This is a genomic window from Flavobacterium sp. P1_E4, from assembly GCF_056405915.1.
This window is the reverse complement of record NZ_JBFUBE010000027.1, coordinates 15155-35091: the sequence shown is the minus strand read 5'-3', so window position 1 is coordinate 35091 and position 19937 is coordinate 15155. Positions and strand designations below refer to the sequence as shown.

Annotated in this window: 14 protein-coding genes and 2 pseudogenes; 6 read left to right on the top strand and 10 right to left on the bottom strand. The window is 31.9% G+C overall.

Annotated features, from left to right (window positions below; translation table 11 throughout):
* From AC1DY0_RS17265 to AC1DY0_RS17245, 5 genes and pseudogenes are all read right to left on the bottom strand, one after another.
* Positions 1-1729, bottom strand: a pseudogene (locus tag AC1DY0_RS17265) (hypothetical protein); the annotation flags it as partial.
* A 1342-nt stretch (positions 1730-3071) separates the two neighbouring features.
* Positions 3072-4154 (bottom strand): alpha/beta hydrolase, encoded by a 1083-nt coding sequence (locus AC1DY0_RS17260; protein ID WP_477189828.1) that lies wholly within the window; start codon positions 4152-4154, stop codon positions 3072-3074.
* Positions 4155-4166: 12 nt separating this feature from the next.
* A complete protein-coding gene (locus AC1DY0_RS17255) occupies positions 4167-4646 on the bottom strand; it encodes a cyclophilin-like fold protein (protein WP_477189827.1) in 480 nt (159 codons plus the stop codon).
* Between the two features lie 11 nt (positions 4647-4657).
* Entirely contained in the window at positions 4658-5254 is a 597-nt protein-coding gene (locus AC1DY0_RS17250) for a DapH/DapD/GlmU-related protein (RefSeq protein WP_477189826.1), read from the bottom strand.
* An 85-nt stretch (positions 5255-5339) separates the two neighbouring features.
* The gene (locus tag AC1DY0_RS17245; RefSeq protein ID WP_477189825.1) at positions 5340-6218 is read right to left on the bottom strand and encodes a helix-turn-helix domain-containing protein; all 879 of its coding nucleotides are present in this window, start codon (positions 6216-6218) and stop codon (positions 5340-5342) included.
* A gap of 385 nt (positions 6219-6603) precedes the next feature.
* On the opposite strand from AC1DY0_RS17245, the gene AC1DY0_RS17240 reads away from it, so the two are divergent.
* Positions 6604-7659 (top strand): serine hydrolase domain-containing protein, encoded by a 1056-nt coding sequence (locus AC1DY0_RS17240; RefSeq protein ID WP_477189824.1) that lies wholly within the window; start codon positions 6604-6606, stop codon positions 7657-7659.
* Between the two features lie 9 nt (positions 7660-7668).
* Positions 7669-8559: a class A beta-lactamase, subclass A2 gene (bla, locus tag AC1DY0_RS17235; RefSeq protein ID WP_477189823.1), complete on the top strand. Its 891-nt coding sequence runs from the start codon at positions 7669-7671 to the stop codon at positions 8557-8559.
* 290 nt (positions 8560-8849) lie between these two features.
* Here the strand turns inward: bla and AC1DY0_RS17230 are convergent, their stop codons facing one another.
* From AC1DY0_RS17230 to AC1DY0_RS17220, 3 genes and pseudogenes are all read right to left on the bottom strand, one after another.
* Positions 8850-10259: a hypothetical protein gene (locus AC1DY0_RS17230; RefSeq protein ID WP_477189822.1), complete on the bottom strand. Its 1410-nt coding sequence runs from the start codon at positions 10257-10259 to the stop codon at positions 8850-8852.
* 11 nt (positions 10260-10270) lie between these two features.
* The gene (locus tag AC1DY0_RS17225; RefSeq protein WP_477189821.1) at positions 10271-11458 is read right to left on the bottom strand and encodes a hypothetical protein; all 1188 of its coding nucleotides are present in this window, start codon (positions 11456-11458) and stop codon (positions 10271-10273) included.
* Between the two features lie 87 nt (positions 11459-11545).
* A pseudogene (locus AC1DY0_RS17220) lies at positions 11546-11680 on the bottom strand (IS982 family transposase); the annotation flags it as partial.
* 421 nt (positions 11681-12101) lie between these two features.
* Here AC1DY0_RS17220 and AC1DY0_RS17215 point away from each other — a divergent pair.
* The 3 genes from AC1DY0_RS17215 to AC1DY0_RS17205 all read left to right on the top strand — a co-directional run bounded on the left by AC1DY0_RS17215 (position 12102) and on the right by AC1DY0_RS17205 (position 17100).
* On the top strand, positions 12102-13127 hold the full coding sequence (locus tag AC1DY0_RS17215) for a BT4734/BF3469 family protein (RefSeq protein ID WP_477189820.1): 1026 nt from the start codon (positions 12102-12104) through the stop codon (positions 13125-13127).
* A gap of 145 nt (positions 13128-13272) precedes the next feature.
* Complete coding sequence (locus tag AC1DY0_RS17210; RefSeq protein ID WP_477189819.1) at positions 13273-15057, top strand: reverse transcriptase domain-containing protein; 1785 nt, start codon at positions 13273-13275, stop codon at positions 15055-15057.
* Positions 15058-15159: 102 nt separating this feature from the next.
* Positions 15160-17100 (top strand): ATP-dependent nuclease, encoded by a 1941-nt coding sequence (locus AC1DY0_RS17205; protein ID WP_219316428.1) that lies wholly within the window; start codon positions 15160-15162, stop codon positions 17098-17100.
* 261 nt (positions 17101-17361) lie between these two features.
* Here the strand turns inward: AC1DY0_RS17205 and AC1DY0_RS17200 are convergent, their stop codons facing one another.
* Entirely contained in the window at positions 17362-18066 is a 705-nt protein-coding gene (locus tag AC1DY0_RS17200; RefSeq protein ID WP_219318115.1) for a hypothetical protein, read from the bottom strand.
* Positions 18067-18467: 401 nt separating this feature from the next.
* Positions 18468-18872, bottom strand: a complete 405-nt coding sequence (locus tag AC1DY0_RS17195; RefSeq protein ID WP_477189818.1) for a helix-turn-helix domain-containing protein — start codon at positions 18870-18872, stop codon at positions 18468-18470.
* A 199-nt stretch (positions 18873-19071) separates the two neighbouring features.
* Between AC1DY0_RS17195 and AC1DY0_RS17190 the strand changes: the two genes are divergently transcribed.
* The gene (locus AC1DY0_RS17190) at positions 19072-19935 is read left to right on the top strand and encodes a hypothetical protein (protein WP_477189817.1); all 864 of its coding nucleotides are present in this window, start codon (positions 19072-19074) and stop codon (positions 19933-19935) included.
* Positions 19936-19937: the final 2 nt, after the last annotated feature.

Sequence of the window (19937 nt, the reverse complement as noted above, 5' to 3'; positions counted from 1 at the left end):
CTGTGTAAGTTGTGGTAACCGTTGGATTTGCCATTGGATTACTGATATTGACGGCGCTCAAGCCAATTGCAGGAGACCATGAATAGGTAAACTCAGCATTGGTTGCCTCACCGATTAGTTTTCCATTGGCATTATCGATACAGGTTTTTGTAAAAGGACTACCCGCTACAGCCACTACTGTTGGTTTGTCTACTGTTACAGTCACTTCATCGGTATCGCTACAACCCGTAGCGATAAGTGTTTTAGTAATAGTATACGTTGTGGTTACTGTTGGATTAGCAATAGGATTAGCAATATTTGTTGCACTCAATCCTATAGCTGGAGACCACAAATACGTGAATCCTGCTTCAGGAGTTTCTCCTATTTCTTTTCCATCTGGGTTGCTTGTACAAGTTTTTGCAAAGTCCGCACCTGCAGCAGCAATTGGTTTAAAATTCAAATTCAATTGAATAGGAGCTCCTGGAAAATCTTTCAGTTCAGATTGAGCTGAATTACCAGAAGTTCTTGTTCTAATAAACAAGGTACTAATCGAAGTACATGGATTATGCAAAAAAGTCAATACTTGAGTAAGGTTTATAGCACCTTCGGCCCATTGATTTGGTGCATAAACACCTGGATTAACTCCAAATGCCTCAAATGGAACCGTAGTGGTTACATTATTATTGGTACAAAAAATTAATCCTGGAAAAGTTGTGTTAGGAATAGTAACATACTCATATGTTGAACCTACTAGTTGCCATTGTCGAATTACAACATTTGCATCACCACCACCTTGAGTAAACTCAATGGTGATTAATATGTCACCAGGGGTACGTCCACCAGTTGCATCAGGGGCATCAGTATGAAAAGCACCACTACCTCCAGAAATTGGAGCTACACCTGTAAAAGGGTCAGGAGGGCCATAAGTGGCTCCTATAATAGTTAAGGGAGCTTGCAAAAATTCAAAATCGATGTAACTACTACCATTGGTTACCTGACGGTCACCGGCAAATAGACACCATAAATCAGTTGCTGATCCCGAAACTCCTCCAGCGGGCGAAGGACTAATAAAGTTGCCGGTTGCATTTGTTACGCCACCTTTAACAGATGGATCGCCGTAACTAAAATGAGCTCCGCAATTTTGGATTTCATTTTTGTTAGGAGATGAACCTGCTCCCCAGGTATAAGTACTAGGATTATCGTTTATTTTGTTGGAAGAAGTGAATATCGTAAGGTCATCTATGTAACGATCTTTTATTTGATAAGTCACGGGAATACTCTGCGGAGTGGGAGGGTCTGTAACAGGATTTGGTTTGTATGTTACATTACCAGTGACAGGGTCAATCAATCCGTGATTGACATTGTGCATACTAGTTGGATTATTGGGATCATAAGCAGGACTGCCGATGCTATATCGATCATCAAACAAATCGCCAACTTTTTCAAAATTTGTTCCTATCGGTTGATGAGCCCAAAAGTCTCCATCAATTCCATCCCCTGCGACGGGTGATGCTACCGGAACGATTCCTTTAATATTTTGGGCACTAACTGTTGTATTACCAGCCATAAAAATTCCTAAAAGAATTACTGGTAAAGCCAGACTCTGATGCCAATACGTATGCCAAAGTTTTAAAACTCGATTTAAAGGCGTCGTGAAGTTTAAATTCGAGAAGCCTGTTTTGAGACAACAGGAAAAAGTGAAACAATATTCTTGCACACTTTTTATCTTAGAATATATAATTTTTTTCATATTAATGAGGTTTTTTAGACCATAACATTAATAAGGAAAGATCAGTAGAAATTGGGGTTTCGAGAAACCAATAATTTTTGTTCCATAGATATAATTTATTAAATAAAATAAAAAGTGACAGTCTTTTACAGACAGAAACTTAAAAAAGGGAATAGGTATCCACTTCATAAAATAGATTTATAAAGTAATGTTCGTCAAAAAGACATTCTATTGTGGGGAACAATAATTAAATTCTTTTCTAACAAATTTGTTTAAAATCGGAAACTTTAATTTCCGAAAATGCTTTAAAAAACAAATTAATTGCAAACTAGATTAGAAACCGAAAGTCCATCTTTAGAGAAAATGTGACTTACAGCAAAAATGATTAAATTCAAAAAATGAAGTACAAAATCTTATTCTTATAATAATTGCTTCGAGAATCTTATGGGGTTTATTTGGATAATCCCTAAATCATCAAAAAATTCATATTATTTAAGAGTAATAACCAGCTTATTGTTAATTATTTAACTATCACTTGGGATAATCAAAATCACTTTGAAAGTGAACGGTGTAAAACTAATTAAATTAAAAAGCAAATAATAATAAAAAGCTTTATACACCGTTGAAAATCAAACATAAACGATAAAAAACATTCTTTATAGGAAACGAAATACATAAAAAGCAATCCATTTGATATAATAAAATTAACATAACCTACTAATAATAAAACAATTACGTGGTAATTTTTTTGCCAAAAATTATGTAAACCTTAAATAATTCAGGTATTATCATTAATAAAAGTGTTTATCATCCATAACAACAATTTTTTAAGTTAAAAAACGGCTTTTTTAGTAGGTAAATCTCAAATTAAAATTACATCAGAAATCATGGGTTAAAAAACGACACTTAAGTTAAGAAACCTTAAAAGTCAAAAGCCATTGAATCATTTATACTATAATTAAACAACTTTAAATTTTTAAAATAAATATTTATAATATTGCATCAACCACTGTATTAATGTGTTCTTAAAAAAAAGATATCCCACCGATTAACAAAATGCTGTCCTTCAATTAAAATAATGGAATGAGATTATTACCGGCCCTGGAGGTTCTCAAATACTGCTAATAGCCCCTTCCGATAATCTTATTGGACTTTTTGAACCAGCTCATAAATAAAATACCAGAAAATAATTTCTATAGTTCTTTTTATAAAATTGAAATTACTAATCTTTGTGGGCACGGATTGCAAATCCGCGCTATCGGGGTTGAACCCAAAAAACCTCTAAAATCAAATGACTTTAGAGGTTTGTTAATTTGATGTAACAGCTGCTATTTGGCTTTGTGTCAAATCGCCATCCGATATATTATTTCAAATTATCATTGAAGAAACTTTTTAACTTATCGAAAGGAATCACATCTACTTTGTCATACAAATCAACGTGAACTGCATTTGGGATAATTATTAATTCTTTTGGTTCATTTGCTACTTTAAAAATATCTTCGCTAAAATATCTTGAGTGCGCATTTTCTCCTACGATTAAAAGCATTGGTCTTGGCGAAATTTCTTTTACATAAGCTAGTATTGGCATATTCATAAAAGATATCGGATTGGTTACCAGCCACGCTCCGTTAGAATTCACTGAGTTAGCATGAAAACCACGCGGTGTTCTGTAATAATCAAAATATTCTTTTACAAACTGCGGTTCATCCCCTTTCAATTTTTCCGGTAAATTTCTTGGACTATCTGCTGGTTTTCCGTTTTCGGCATCTTTCCAACGTTGCTTACCCAAAGCTTCCAATGTTTTGGTTCTTTGTTCCGGAGTTACAGAATCATTATAGCCTTTAGACATTACTCTAGTCATATCATACAAACTTGTGGCAGCAACAGCTTTTACTCGTTTATCAATAGCAGTTGCATTTAAAGCAAAACCTCCAAAACCACAAATCCCGATAATACCAATTTTATTTCTATCCACCTTTTCTTGTAATCCTAAAAAATCAACCGCAGCGCTGAAATCTTCTGTATTAATTTCCGGAGATGCTAGATTTCGTGGTTCGCCTCCGCTTTCTCCTGTATAAGATGGGTCAAAAGCTAAAGCTATAAAACCACGTTCTGCCATTTGGTTGGCATATAATCCAGATGATTGTTGTTTCACAGCTCCAAACGGTCCGCTGATGGCTAATGCTGGCAATTTTTCGTTTCCTGCATTTTTCGGAAGGTATAAATCGCCGCTTAATGAAATGCCGTAACGGTTTTTGAAGCTCACTTTTTGACGTATTACTTTGTCACTAAGTTGGAATGTATAATGTTCTTTTGATGTATTCATTTTTTCTAAATTTGATTTTACTTTTTGCGCAAATATTTGCCCTGTTATCAGGAAGAATATTGCTATTGCGAATGCCTTTTTCATTTTATTTTGAGTTATTTTCAATATTATATTTTTCATAATGATTTGATTTTAATTATTTTCAAATTTCACGACTATATTTCCGATACCCAATGCAGTAGCAAGTCCTGCTGGATTATCAATATACCCGAGTTTTGTATAACTATAGGAGGTGTTGAAACTTTTATAAAAAAGCACCAGCACATTGTTTCCGTAAAGCGTTAAATCGCCAACTTTTATATCTCCTCCAACTGAAGCATTTGTTGGAAACGGAATAGGAAAATCATAGTACTTTTCATTGCCATTTAGTTCGGTCATATCTATGGTAAGTGGAAGCATTGCTTTCAATGCAGCTGCACTTGGGTTGTTATACAATGTTGCTGTAAAAACTGCTGTACCAATTGTAATTTTCATTTTGGTTGTTGAAGTATTATTATTTCCATTCTCATTATTTTGTCTTGGTACTGTTTCATCGTCATTGCTACAACTTGCATTACAAAAAGAAAAGGCGAAAAGAATAGCGATAACTGTTACTAAAGATTTCAGTTTCATAATTATCTCTTTTAAGGTTGAACATTCTTAATGAATTTTGCAGGAATTCCACCAACAATGGTATTATCGGGAACATCTTTAGAGACTACTGCTCCTGCTGCGACAACTGCATTTTCTCCAATTGTTACGCCGGGCAAAATCGTAGCATTGGCACCAATCCATGCATTTTTTTTGATGACTATTGGTTTACCAGCTAGTCCTTTTCTTTCCTCAGGATTTAATGGATGGTTTTCAGTAATGAGACTGACTTTCGGGCCAATTAAAACGTCATCTTCAATGGTAATTCCGCCCAATGCCAAAAAAGTGCAGTCAAAATTGATGAATACGTTTTTACCAATTGCAATGTGTTTTCCACAATTGATGTAAATAGGTGTAAATACGGCAACATTCTCAAGTTCTTTATCTAAAATCCTGCTTAGTAACTGCGTAATTTCTTCAGGATTTACAGCATTGTTCATCTGAGTCAGTAATGATTTCACAGCGAATGCTTCCTCTCTCAATCTACCTATTTGCGAATCGTTCGGAAGTATGGTTTCTCCAGCTAAAAGTCTCTCAAAAATATCTTTTTGAAATGGTAGAGCATCGGAAATAGGGTTTGGATCTGACATAATATTTGAATTAAATAATCAGATACAAAGGTAAGACTGGCTTTAAGCAAGGCAGTAACGATTATCAAACCAAAGATTAAGAAATTCAAACTTCTGCTAAGCGAAATGTGGAAGGATTAGTACCGGTGTTTTTTTTGAAGAAATTATTAAAGTAGGTTGGATAATCAAACCCTAGTGCGTAACCGATTTCAGAAACACTCCAATCAGTATGTTGTAAGAGAGCTTTCGCTTCTGTTATAATCCGCTCGGTAATATGAGTCGTTGTCGATTTTCCAGTAACTTCTTTTACTGCTCGATTTAAGTAATTGATATGCACATTCAAATGTTGTGCGTAATGTTGTGCTGTTCTTAATTGAAGTGGATTGGAAGTAGTTTCAACTGGAAATTGTCTTTCCAGTAATTCCAAAAATACAGATGACAATCTGGAAGATGCATTCTTATTTTGTTCGAAATTTTCAGAAGGTTCCATCTTTAAAGATTCGTGTATAATAAGACTTATGTAATTGCGAATCAGCTCATCTTTAAAAACATAATCACTTTCCTGTTCCGCAATCATTTTCTGAAAAATAGTATTGAGGAAAGTTCTTTGATCTTCTTTAATTTTCAAAACAGGTGTTCCTCCAATTTTAAAAAAAGAAGATTGCTGCAGACTTTCAGAACGCTCGGAGTTTTTAAAAAACTCTTCTGAAAATAAAATAGTATAACCAATATAAGTCGTGGAAATTGTTTCCCATGAATATGGAATGTGCGGATTTCCAAAAAAGAGAATTGTACCTTCCTGCTCATAGGTCTTATCAGAATAATGAATCTTGCTTTTCCCTGTAGTCAGGCAGATTTTATAAAACTCCTTTCTGCTGTAAGTTCTGGTTTCAGCACCATCATCTTCTATCTGGAATGCTTTAAACCCCTGCAGTTTCAGTTCATTATTAAACTTGGAAACTTCTCTTATTATCTTCTCTTTCATTATACAAAGTTAAGAAATTCAAACTTGTTTAAAATCCTCTAATCTCAATTTTTACCCAAAAACTTTCCCATATACTTATCCTCATTCTATCATCACATCCATAAATTTTTGAAAATGTTGTAATAATCAACTGAAATAAAGTTGAGAAAATCAGCTTTAATTGAAATAATTTAAAAAACCTTGCAATAAAAATAGATTACAAGGCTTTTTCATACAGTATCTATGACTTTGTCTCGTGCTGTTTCATCATTCGATCAAATGTGTTGAAAAATAATTGAATCCAAAAGAGTTATACATAGTATGCAGTAAAGATTATTCTTATATTCGTAGGAAATTAAACCTTAATTTAAGTCTCCAATCCATTAAATAATTCCTAGTATTTTAAATGAAACATTTTTTCAGATTAAGCTGTATTGCCATTACAATAGCACTCATTTCATGTAACTCTTTTGGGCAAGAAAAAGACGGCTATGCAACCAAAATTGACAGCTTAATTCAAGCAGTAAACCCAAGAAGTTTTAACGGCGTTGTTTATATAAAGCAAGATGGGAAAACGAAATATGCAAAAGCCTACGGCTATTCTGATTTCAATAAAAAAACACCATTAAAAATTTCTGATAAATTTTCTACAATGTCAATAGCCAAACAATTTACGGCTGTGCTTATCCTGCAGGAAGTAGAAAAAGGAACAATTGATCTGCAGACACCTATCCGCAACTATTTACCCGATTTCAAATATTCCTGGGCAGATACAATTACTGTTCACCAGCTGCTTAACAACACATCGGGTTTGAATAGTGAAGACATCGACAAACCTTTAAAATTTAAACCAGGAACAGCTTTTAGTTATTCGAATATTGGCTATTATGTGGCTGGACAGGTTCTTGAAAAGCAAAGCCACAAAAGTTTCGAGGAATTAGTAACTGCCTTATTCAAAAAATGTAAAATGAATGACAGTTACTATCCTAACGAGAGCAATAATAATTTTTTGACAAAAGGACACACCGTAAAAAAAGACGGCACTTATAAATTGAATGAAAAATTAAATTTTGACATTCATAATTATTTTGGAAGCCATTTAATTGTCACAGCACCTGATTTAGCAAAATGGAACGAATGTCTGCACAATGGCAAATTACTAAAACCTGCCACTTATAAAATGATGACTAGTTATTCCATCACCAATACGCATACCCTTTTTAGCTACAACCCTATTGGATATGGTTATGGATTGCGAATAAACGATAAAGACAGCATAATGGAAATTGGGCACACCGGTTTTCATCCAGGCGAAGGATTTACAGCTGCTAATTTATATTATCCCAAAACGAAGACCAGCGTGATTGTTATGGAAAATCAAGCGAACGAAAATTTTGACATTGCTTATTATTTTGAGCAGGAAATCAGAAAAATTATCAAACAAAGTAACCTTTTAAAATAAAACTCTTGTATGAAAAAAATACTATTGCTGCTGAGTATTGCTCTTATTTCGGTGCAGGCATTTGCACAGACTTCGGCGGAACTTCGAAAAAAGATAGCCCAAATAATTTCCACAAAAAATGCTACTGTCGGAATTTCCATCAAAGGAATTGAGGATAAAGACACCTTAAGCATCCATGGCAATTTAGAGGCTCCGATGATGAGTGTTTTTAAATTTCACATTGCGTTGACGATTTTAGATCAGGTCGATAAAGGAAATTTAAAATTAGAGCAGCAATTTTTCATCAAAAAAGAAGATTTGCTTCCGGATACCTGGAGTCCGATGAGGGACGAATTTCCCGATGGAAATATCAATTTGACCTTGGATCAATTGCTACGATATACTGTTTCGCACAGCGATAATAATGGCTGCGATATCCTTTTGAAAATTATTGGTGGGACTAAAACGGTTCAAAAATTCATTAATGAACAAGGCATTAAGGATTTTACGATAAAAGTGAATGAACAGCAAATGGCAAGCTGGGAAAATCTGTATGTAAACACTACAACACCTTTGGCAACAACCGCTTTGCTTGAAAAATTTTATAAAGGCGAAGTCCTGGAAAATGCCACCACAAAATACCTGTACCAAATAATGGTAGAAACGTCACGAGGAGTTACTTGGATGAAAGCAGGACTTCCCGAAAACACCGAATTGGCACACAGAACGGGAATTTCAGGAACTAATGACGAAAATTTGCGGGTTGCATTGAATGATGTTGGTATTGTAAAACTTCCCAACGGTAAACATTTTATTCTTTCGATTTATCTAAAAAATATTACTGAAACAAAAGAAGACACCGAAAAAATAATCGCAGATATTACAAAGACTGTTTGGGAGTATTATGCAAAAAAAATATAGCTGTAATCAACCCAGATTGAAGGGATATATCTTTGAGTACGATAGTGCGTGATTTGCTTCGCCTATTCGCTATCGGACAAGTGATAAAACCATTAAGCTCCGGTAGTGCGAGTATCTCCCTTGTGTGCACAACTTGTTTAACAAGTATAAAACTTCACAACGGTGATACCCGCAGCAACGATACTTCAAAGTAATTACTGTCCTGCCAGAAAGCATAAATATAAAAAAAGGCACTTGCTGTAAACAAGTGCCTTTCTATTATAAAAGTAATTTTATTTTGAGTTAATTTTTTACAGCTGAATATTCAAAAGATTGATAAAGACCATTTGTTTATTGCCTTCTGTTTTCGCCAAAATTAATCTTTTAGCTTCTGGTAAATAATTCGCAAAACCTGTAATTATTGTTCCATCATCGTCTAAAGATTTTATTTTAAGATTGTTGTCAATCGAACCGTTATTTAATCGGTAAATTCCAGGAACCTCATATTGTCCGTTTACATGTGTATTTAGAAAATAATTCCCTTTAATGTTTTGAACACCAATTGATTTATAACCTTCTCTGGTTGGTCTTACATCATAATCTACAGTTCTTGTCAGTTCCCCACTCATATTAAATATCAGCAAACTTGGGTGACCGTTTGAATATTCAGGAACTTTGAACGTAGAATTTGGAAAGGTAGGATCCGGTTTTGTTCCGCTTTGAAAGTCACAGTCTACAAATAAGTTAATTTCATCATTTTGTATCGACAAAGTATTGAAATTAACTTTCTTTAAATCTTTAATATTTCTTAAACTTTCTATAGGATTATTTTTTAAGACCGTACCAGCATTTAGATCATAAACAAGAACTTTATCAAATTCGCCGCGATTTATTCCGTGTGCATAATTATTAAATGCGATCAGATACTCGTTGGGACCTACTGAAAAAGAAAGCGGTTTCTTAATCTTCACATCTTCTTTGCCAAAATCTTTGTTTTCAACAGTATTTCCGTCTGCTATGGCCAATACGTTTTGAGATCCAGTTTCTTTAGTTGTTCTGACGAAAATCACTTTTCCGCTATCGCTTAAAACTACATTGTCTGTAAATGATAATAACGGAAAGGAAACGTCTTTTTGCCAAAGTAAATCTCCTGTTCTTCCATCTATAATAGTACATTGATGTTCTTCTGCAATTTTCTTATTTGCAAATTTACTGTAAACAATTCCGAAATAGTTTTTGTTTTGTGAAACCATTGCATAAGTAGTTCCAGATTTTGAAAGGCTTTCAAAAGTATATTCGGCGATTACTTTTTTATCAAATAAACCCGTTTTTTTATCAAATGTAATTTGATGAATTTCTTTCTTTTTTGTTTTATTTGAATAACAATCCGTTAAAACTATAAGCTTCTCTTTTCCAAGCTCATAACTTCCAACGTAATTATGAAGCGTAATTGCGTCTTTATATGGGAATTCTTCTGTAAAGGTCTCAACTAACTGATTTTTTTGATCAAATTTTCTAATAATAATTTTGTTGCTTGACTGCATTCCTCCGTCCACATTTATTATAGAAGACATGTAATGATTGTAGTTATCAACCAAAACTACTTTAAAATCTATTTCTCGTGAATCGTAGTCAAATTTAGTTCCGTATTCTTTACTAATCTGGCTAAATCCAGAATTGCTTAGCAGTAAAAAAAGGAGTGCAAGTATTGTTGTTCTCATAATAGTAGTTTTTAAGTCGTTTTATAAATTTGCTTTTCAATGGCTTTTAATTCGGTTTCCTCGCTTGAATTTAACTTGATGTAAATTAAATTTTCCTGCATCTCATTAAGTACTTTTTCTGCTTCAGGTTTTTTATCTAATGCTAAATTTAAATTCATTAAATTGAAGTAAATAAACTTTGCAATTTTTGCATTAAATTCTGCTTTTGGATCTTTAAAATCAATCTTAGTTAAGGTTTCTCTCCAAATATCAATTCCTTTTTGCATTCCGGTAAAAGCTGCGGCATTAATTTGCGGATTTTCAGGGCTAAGTTTTTTCAAATTAGTTGAAACATAAATATCTGCTTTTTCCAAATCATCATATTGCCCTTTGTTTTTAACACTCTGAAGTCTTACACTATATCGGATTGTTTTAAAAGCAAATGTTTCATTTAAATAATCATTGATAAAAGCTACGACTTTTTTCAAATGTTGTTGTTCTTCACGAGGTTTATTGATATTGTTCGTTGGAGACGAACTAATGTATTTATATTCCTGAAAAAAGATTTTATTTATTTTTTCTTGCCCATTTTGCTTTACAATAAGTGTTGTAGGCTGATTGGCATACGTTTGTCCTGAATTATCCTGAAAATTAGTTTTTTTGATATCTAATAAAATAGTCAAATAATTTCCGTCTTTAGTAAAACCGTCAATGTTTACCTGAGAAGCTAAAACATTATTGTCAATAATAACAAAGTTTTGAAGGTTTGGTTCGTGATAAACCGGTTTTAGCGGCGCTACATAAATCGGTCTGTTTGGAAGAACAAGTCTAGGATTTTGATTTTTATCCTGTAGCGTTAAACGCTCTAATAAAGTAAGTTTTTTAAATTCTTCAGACTCTGATTTATATTTAGCATTGGCTTTTGCTACATCAGCTTCGTAATCTGCTATTTTTTGTTTAAACTCGTTTTCACTATCCGCAGTTACCTTATCAAAATTCTTTAATTCGGTTTGAAAATCAACTTTAGATTGGGCATAAACTTCATCACTTGTCAAATTGTAAGGCGAAGTAACTGTTACTGAATACTGACGTGAATTGGCGTCGATACTAATTTTTGGTTCTCGTAAAACCTGGTACTCTACTAATTCTGTTGAAATGCTTTGTGCATTCAAAGTAAAGAGGGAAAACAGAAAAAGACCTAGTAGGCAATTTAACTTCATATGATTTAGGTTTAAAATTCTTTCAAAAATAACATAATATAAATACAAAATACATGATTTATATCAAAATATAAACTCGTATTGCATTTAGACAATGTTAACTTTTAAGTTGTTGATGTTTCTATTTAGATTTAGATTTTTATTAATGAATTGAATAATGGTGACTGTTGTTGTTTTTGAGAGAATTTTTGTTTTAAAACCAAAAAAACTCCTTGTTTCATTTATAAAATTGAAATTACTAATCTTTGTGGGCACGGATTGCAAATCCGCGCTATTGGGTAAAAAAAAGTTTCTTAGTAAGACAGGCAGATTTATACACTAACGAAGTGTACTGACGCTATAATCTATGCCCGCAGTAATAAGCCATAAAATTAACATACAAAAAAAGCTGCAAGAAAATAATTCGTGTAGCTTTTTTTATAAAACTGAAATTGCTAATCTTTGTGGGAGAGGATTGCAGATCAGTTATAGTGGGTTTATACTCATGTAAGTACTAAAAGTTTGTAACAAATAAACTAGTGTAAAATAAATATTATAAAAAATTATGGTTTACGTAATGGATATAAGAATTAAATTGCAATATTTGTTTTACTATTTAGTTAAAAATAATTTTCATAAACAGATCAACTAATTTTAGGAAATCATGAGGGCTATAAATGAAATTTTAGACTTAAATGTATCATATCAAGCAAATACATGGTCTGCAATTTCTATTGAGCCTAAAATTGAAATAATTTTAAATGAAATAAAATCAGAAAAACATAAAGTTCAAATCTTTCGATTAAGAAAAAAACTTGAAGAAGGTGATAAAGAATATTATGATAATTATAAGAAACAGTTGCCTGCAGTGACTTTTAGCGGAACTTTTAATTTAAACAGATCGTTTAATAAATTAAAAACATACAACTCTTTAATCGTTATTGATATTGATAAGCTTAATTCAGAACAGCTAATAGAAAATTATAAACAACTTTTAAATGATGAATATGTAATTTCATTTTGGCGTTCACCTTCTAATAAAGGTTTTAAAGGTCTGGTTTCAGTTGAATATATAGTCGAAGAAAATGAAAATGATTTAGATAGATTGCATAAAAGTGCATTTAAAAAACTATCAGAGCATTTTTTAGAACAATACAATATTGAACTGGATAAAAGTGGTAGTGACATTACTAGACTTTGTTTTATGTCATATGACGAAGAATTAATCATAAAAGAAACATTTACCAACTTTAGTGTAAAAAGTGATGATCTTATTGTTTTGACAAAAACTAAGGGTAATAAAGAGACAGAATTAAAAATTGTAAGTACAAAAGACAAGCTTTATAATCCATATGAAAGAAATGATCAATTCGATAGAAAAATAATGACCGATATTATAAGATATTTATCAAAAAAAGGATCGAGTATCACATTTTCATACAGTGAATGGTGTAAAGTTGCAATGGCTATAGCTAATTCATTTACTTATGATATCGGATTGAATTACTTTTTAAAATTAAGTGTATTAGATGGGACAAAATATAATGAAATAAGTTGTACTAATTTTTTAAACAACTGTTATGAAACAAGAAAAGGAAATGTAAATTTTAATAGTATAGTTTATTTAGCAAACCAAAGAGGCTATCATACAAAAAAACAAAAAAATGGGGTACCGAAGGTGGAGGATTAATTTCTATTCGCGAATATCACTTCTCATTAACGGTAAAGCACTGCCAGAGAGTTTAAAAGAGACTAAATACAAATATGTATCAGTATCAGTATCAATAGTCATACGTGAGAAATCACGTTACAGGAGACCCCATTTTTTTTAATGTATGAGACAATTTGAAAATTATTTTACAGAAAACGAGATCTTAAGACAAATATGTAAAATTCGTGTGAAGCTTGCTAAAAGTAAATCAAAAAAACATTTACTTCATCTATTAACTTCCTCTTCTAATTACAATTATCATTTAAAGTCAAATAAAACTCCCAACAATGATTTTGAACAATATCAGTGTGATTTAACGGTGTTTTTGAGAACAATCTTACCTCCAAGAAAAAAATGGATTAACCTTGGTGAAAATTCAAGAAGAAAATCCAATTCGAGAAATGAATTTTTAACATCAAACGATAAAAATTTTTATTCGTTGTTAAAGACAATTAAAGTTCATAGTAAAAAAGATTTAAAGGAGCAATGGTATTTAGATTTACAAAAGTTCATTTATGAAACTTTAGAATTATCTAAAAATAAGTCATTTTCCATTACAAAACCAGTCATTTTTCCAAAATTAAAAGAAAAATTAAAAGAAAAATTAGATGAAGGTGCAGTCAATGAATGTAGGCCAATATGCATATTTAGTTTGAAAGAAAGAATAATTCTAAGTGCTACAAATAAATTTTTGACTCAATTATTTGATGAACATTTTCAAGATAGTTCTTTTGCTTTCAGATCTAAAAAAAACTCAGAAAACATAATATTATCCCATCATGATTGTATAAATGATATACTCAAATTTAGAAATGCAAATAAGGGAACTGACTTATACATTGCCGAATGCGACATGAAAAAATTTTATGATACAGTAAATCATAAAATTGTAAAATCATTATTTACCGACCTTATTACAAAGTCAAAAATCCTTTATCCTGAATTAAATCTTGATAATTCGATACACATTTTTGAAACTTATTTAGATTGTTTCGCATTTAATATAAATGTTCCAAAATCCTCAGATATAAAATATTGGAATTCATACAGAATTCCCAAAGGCGAATTCTCTTGGATAGGTAATGTTGTTTCAGATCATTATTCAGATATAACAATTGAAAGAGTTGGCGTTCCACAGGGAGGAGCACTTTCTGGTCTAATTGCCAATATATATCTTAATTACGCTGATACTCTTTTAAGTGGTAAGACTTTCTTATACCAAAGATTTTGTGATGATATGATTATCATTTCAGAGGATTTACAAGAATGCACTTCTGCAAAAGAAATATATGAGAACGCTTTAAATGAATTAAAACTCTTTCCTCATAATTTTAAATCCGAAAATGAATTAATGGAAATAAAAGACAATGAAATAAATTATAAACCTTTCTGGAAAGGAAAATCAAAAGGGCCATACAAATGGGGTGAAATAGGAGAAAACTCCTTTCCTTGGATTGGTTTTGTTGGATATGAGATTAATTTCTTGGGCGAAATTAGAGTCAGAAAAAGATCATTTGAAAAAGAATTGCAAAAACAAAAGGCAGTAATTAAAGAAATAAAAAATGMAATTGAAAATGGAATGCGTAAGTCAAAAGGAACTGCAACAGAATCAGCAATAAATAGGCTAATTGGCATGTCCGTTGGACGTATTGGTATGGATAATTTTAATGAAGTTTCAACAGATATGTGTTGGAAAAATGGATTTAAACTACTGAATTTCAATAAACATTCAATTATACAGATAAAGCATCTAGATCGAAATAGAAGCAAGTTGTATTATAAATTACTTAAACAAGTAGAAGAACCAGAAATTATAAAAGATAAAAAACCAAAAAGACAAATTATTAAATATAATAAACCTTTTAGTTATTACTATCAAATATTAGAAAGACAGAAAAAAATGGATTAGGGAACTTAGAATTATTTCCTGAATAATTTATAATGTCACGTCTATTCAATAAGCCCTTAAATTTAATTCCTAAACTATTAATTATTTAAGAAAATAATGAAGATGCATATAAAGTCATTCTATATTGATAATTTTCGAGGCTACCGAAAATTTAAATTAAACTGTGAAAAAGATTTAAATGTAATAACAGGTATTAATAATAGTGGCAAAACTACAATTCTAGAAGCAATCTCATTATGGAATGAGCTTTTTGGCTATCTAATATCAAAAGCACAAAAAGGGAATAATAAACTTTTAATAAGTCAGAATGATTTTCGGTTTTCTCATAAGAACGGTAATTATTTCGATTATCGTAAGTTTAATTCAGTAAGAACTTCGGGATATAAAGATATTTTTTATGATTTAAAGACTAGTAACAAAATCACAATATCAGCGATAGTAGAAAACAATACTGACAAAATTGAAATTGGTTTCGTTATAAATGCAGTAACTGGAAATAATTATAATATTGTTTTAAAAGAGCATGATCGATTTGATTTTCAGAAATTTAATAGAATTTTTAATTTATTACCGAATCCTATTGGCTGTTTCTTTTCTTCCCCAATTGCAACATTACCAACCATGGAAGAGTTTTCATTACCTCCGAAAATTAAAGAAGGGGTTAAAACTAGGCAATCGGTCCTTTTTTTTAGAAATAGACTGTTTAATTTATTTCAGTCAGCCAATGAATTTCAGATTTACAAAACAATGTTATCTCAAATTGTATTTAATGATAATAATTCTATTGAATTTAGAATTATTGGAGATATCCAAATCGATATAAATATTTCAATTGAGGTCAGCATAAAACAGAAAGGATATAAAAACATTTCATTGCTTGGCAGTGGAACAATACAAATTATGGAAATTTTGCTTCATCTTTTTGAAGTCAAAAAAGATTTGAACGTAATTCTTTTAGACGAACCGGATAGCCATATTCATAGAGACATACAAAAAAGACTTATCAAGGAGTTAGCTAATAGCCAAATACAATTTTTTATAACAACTCATAATGAAGCTCTCATAAGAAGTACAAATCCTAAAAATATATTTTTTATTGAAGAAGATGTTTCAAGTAAATCACTAACAGAATATCATCCAATATACAATCAAACATTAACTGCAAAAAAATCAGGTATATCGCCATCATACCATTCTCATATAATGCACAAAATTGGAGCGGAAACTTCATTAGATATATTAAATGCTCTAGAGGCGGACAAAATATTTTTTGTTGAAGGATGTGACGACAGTGATTATATAAGAAAAATAATGGAAATCAATAATATCAATATTGACTGTGTTTTTTGGGCATTTGATGGACTTGATAATTTAATTAGTAAAATTAAACATTACAAAGTTTTTTTCAGCGGAATAGGCAATATTTCAGCGCTGTGGAATAAATGTTCTATTATCGTTGATTCTGATTATACTACAGATCTTCAAAAGGGAAGTTTGAAGGAAGCACTGAAAAGAAAAACTGGACTTTCGACATTCATTTGGAATACATATACAATTGAATCTTCAATTCTAAAGGATAAGAACGCTTTATCGAAAATATTATCTACTTATACCCATTCGAAAGGAATTATTAAAACAATTTCAGAAATTGATAATGTTATAGATGAAAAATATGCAGAATATGTATTGGAGAAAACAGCTTTTATGGATAATGATATATTATTTTGTAATAGTGTTCAAGGACAAATTGATGCAAGAAAAGCAAACTTAAAAAGTAGTCTAGAAATTTCTAAAGTTTATAATGGAACAAACCTTTCAAATTCATATAGAATTTATTGTAAAGAACAATTTAAAACAGGATTAATAGATCATATATGTAATAAAGATGATGTCGAAATTATTCTGACAAAAATTGTTACTGAATTAGGTATAGAAATTGACAGCACAATTGAGAACAGAATTTACGAATTGATACCTTTTATTGATGTAAATAATCAACCTAACGAATGGAATGATTTAGCAGCATTTATAAAACAGATTTAAAAATTTATATAACCACGATCGCTCGGATATGCTCAACGATAGCAATCAAATTTTTTCCGTTCCCGTTCCTATATTAATAGAAACTAGATTTTCTTTTTTTAATCTGTTAAGGTATACTTTGCGGGCATGGATTACAAATCCACCTCGATCGGGTATATATAAAAACGTACCCTAATTTTTATATACACAGCAGAATGGAAGAAAATCAGAAACATATAAAATAAAAAGCCTGCACATAAGCAGGCTTTTTATGTATTTGGTTTAAAAATAAAACTTTCCTTCCGCTTCAAAACCCAATGGAATCTGCACTGTCATTTTCTCCAGTGCTGATTTTTCTCCTTTTCGCGTATAGATTCCCACAAGTCTTTCACTATCTTTTCCCATCAGGTGTTTTCCTTTTTCCCTTTCCAGCCAGCCAGTAGCGGTCACTCCGACAAAATTTTTATAAAGTTCTTTTCGTGCAAGAGGAGTTGTACTATTGAAATTCTCACGTCTGTTTCCTTCCAGCTCTGCTTGAGGATGTCTGCTGTGGTCATATTTCCACCAGACAGAAATTTCAAGTTCTCCAAACCCAATATCGCGCCATTTTACAACGGAAGGGAATCCGAAAATTTCAGTAAAAACATGTCCCTGATCATTTCTTGTGTTTTGTGAGTCGGGACTTTCTAATATTATAAGCTTCTTATTAAGAAGATCGTTTACTCCAGCTACCAGCAGATTACGATGCGGGTTCGAAATTTTTGAAATTGCATGCCGGGGTTTCTCCTGAGGAAATTGTGCGTCGCTTTGTTTTTTTGCAGCGCCCGTCTTATTCAGACTGTTCTGGAAGTTTTTGAAATTGGTAAATCCAGCCTGTATGGCCGCTATGTCCAACGCCTGTGTGTGGGTAATGTTCTGTTCTTTTTTGATTTTCTTAGCCTGACGTTTTAATTGTCCATCTGTGTGGCTAGTCGTGTTCTTTTTCATTGTGAAATTAAGTCCCGCCAAAAAATGTCGCCCATCATCCATCTTTCGAAACGAGAAATTAGTTTCGCAATGAGTTTATAAGTATCCCGGTACTGATACAGCTTCGCAGTGATGAGCGGCACGCTTCCGATTTCAGCGTGATGTAAAAATAATAAAAATAAAATTAACAGACTGATAATCTAAGAGATATTTTTTTTAAGATTAAAGGTACTCAAAGAGCGCCTTCATCTGCAAAGGAGTGATAGCTTTCTGCACTTATAGAAAGAGTAATAAAACCGCTTTACGAAGGGACCTTTGAAGCTATGCGAATGTCTCCTGACTTCGCACCCGTAAAATAATATTCCAAAACAAAAAAGAGACTCGAAAGTCTCTTTGTGAAATTAATATATCTTTATAAATGATTATTTATTGATTAATTTTTCAAGCCTTGCCATCATTTCATCTTTTTCTTTTAGCATACGCTCGTATAATGCAATTTTTTCTTCGTGCATCTTTAGGACTTGCTCTATAGGATTAAAAGTAGGATTATCATTTCTCTGATATCCAATACCATTATTACCAAAAGTATTTGCAATTACATTTACAGCCTGCTCTTCATCAAAATTCTGAAAAGCTTCCACAGGAATTTTTAATACTGCTGAGATTTGTTTCAGCAGGTTATCTTCAATTACATCTTTTTGCTCCAGCATTGAAATTTTCTTCTGATTCCAGTCGTCTCCCAGATCATAAGCTAATGCCTCCTGCTTTATGTTAAGCATTTCTCTAAAACGTTTTACGTTTCTTCCCTGATGTATTTTTTGTTCCATAATGAGTGTCAATTTTCTGCAGGCTCAAAGATAAAGCCATTTGGATTAAAAAGTCTGTATTTCAAAGATAAAAAAATATCCTTGTAAAATATCCCTTTTGTCAGATATTATATCCGTATAGCGAATAGATTATCCCTTTACACATTCCCAACTTTACCAAAGCTAACCCGCTGGCTACTCTAACTAAAAAAGTAAAAATATGAAAATAATTGACAATTCAGAATTATACCTAGTCAGCACTATTATTATAGAAAGTATATGTACTAGAGGGATTTATTGTTTTGGAGAAAAAAAGCAGACTCAGTCTTTCCACACTCCTTTTCAGGATACTGTAAAACAAGAAGAGCACATTCATTTGTATCTCCTGGTTTTTGTAGAAGAAACCAGAGAGAATGCGACCAATGATATTTGTGATAAAATAAAAACAAAAACGCAGGGACGCATAACTGCTACACTTCTTATACACCATGTGCATAGTCTTAAAAAAATGTACGACGACCAGCAGTACTTTTTTTGGAGCATCATGCAAAACGCAGCGCTTTTATTTCAAGATACAGACAAACGTCCGTATCTAATTACTAATGGAACTCCAAAAAGAAATCTAAAATCCACATCGCTTTATGCAGCAAATAGGCAGAATAATATTTCCACTATTTGGGGCTGGGTTTATAATGATGATGAAATAGATTCTGCTTATGAAGTAAAAATGTCTGGTCTTCATCAAATTGTGGAACAAACTTGTTTGTCTTTGATTTGTGTTTTTATGGGCTACACTCCTACTCACTTTTCATTAGACCATTTATTTAATCTCTGCACATACTTCACTACTATAACTACGGATTTTTTTCCCCGTAAAACTGAGGAAGATCGATTCCTATTTAAATTACTTAAGCAGCAGCCAAGTGCCTTACGCTTTAATAAAGCTAATGATGTTGATTATTTATACTACGAGTTACTGGAACAAAGATGCTGTAAATTTAAGAATCAAGTGGCTGTTTTAATCCAAAAAGAACTTGATAGATTAACGCAAATTGAAAGTGAAACTGAGAAAACTAATAATTAGCA

What these genes read in the sequence shown, in the direction of transcription:
- AC1DY0_RS17255 (WP_477189827.1), bottom strand. Translation starts at nt 4,646, where the DNA reads ATGAAACTGAAATCTTTAGTAACAGTTATCGCTATTCTTTTCGCCTTT.
- AC1DY0_RS17190 (WP_477189817.1), top strand. Translation starts at nt 19,072, where the DNA reads ATGAAAATAATTGACAATTCAGAATTATACCTAGTCAGCACTATTATT.
- AC1DY0_RS17215 (WP_477189820.1), top strand. Translation starts at nt 12,102, where the DNA reads ATGAGGGCTATAAATGAAATTTTAGACTTAAATGTATCATATCAAGCA.
- bla (WP_477189823.1), top strand. Translation starts at nt 7,669, where the DNA reads ATGAAAAAAATACTATTGCTGCTGAGTATTGCTCTTATTTCGGTGCAG.
- AC1DY0_RS17205 (WP_219316428.1), top strand. Translation starts at nt 15,160, where the DNA reads ATGCATATAAAGTCATTCTATATTGATAATTTTCGAGGCTACCGAAAA.
- AC1DY0_RS17230 (WP_477189822.1), bottom strand. Translation starts at nt 10,259, where the DNA reads ATGAGAACAACAATACTTGCACTCCTTTTTTTACTGCTAAGCAATTCT.
- AC1DY0_RS17260 (WP_477189828.1), bottom strand. Translation starts at nt 4,154, where the DNA reads ATGAAAAATATAATATTGAAAATAACTCAAAATAAAATGAAAAAGGCA.
- AC1DY0_RS17195 (WP_477189818.1), bottom strand. Translation starts at nt 18,872, where the DNA reads ATGGAACAAAAAATACATCAGGGAAGAAACGTAAAACGTTTTAGAGAA.
- AC1DY0_RS17245 (WP_477189825.1), bottom strand. Translation starts at nt 6,218, where the DNA reads ATGAAAGAGAAGATAATAAGAGAAGTTTCCAAGTTTAATAATGAACTG.
- AC1DY0_RS17240 (WP_477189824.1), top strand. Translation starts at nt 6,604, where the DNA reads ATGAAACATTTTTTCAGATTAAGCTGTATTGCCATTACAATAGCACTC.
- AC1DY0_RS17250 (WP_477189826.1), bottom strand. Translation starts at nt 5,254, where the DNA reads ATGTCAGATCCAAACCCTATTTCCGATGCTCTACCATTTCAAAAAGAT.
- AC1DY0_RS17200 (WP_219318115.1), bottom strand. Translation starts at nt 18,066, where the DNA reads ATGAAAAAGAACACGACTAGCCACACAGATGGACAATTAAAACGTCAG.
- AC1DY0_RS17225 (WP_477189821.1), bottom strand. Translation starts at nt 11,458, where the DNA reads ATGAAGTTAAATTGCCTACTAGGTCTTTTTCTGTTTTCCCTCTTTACT.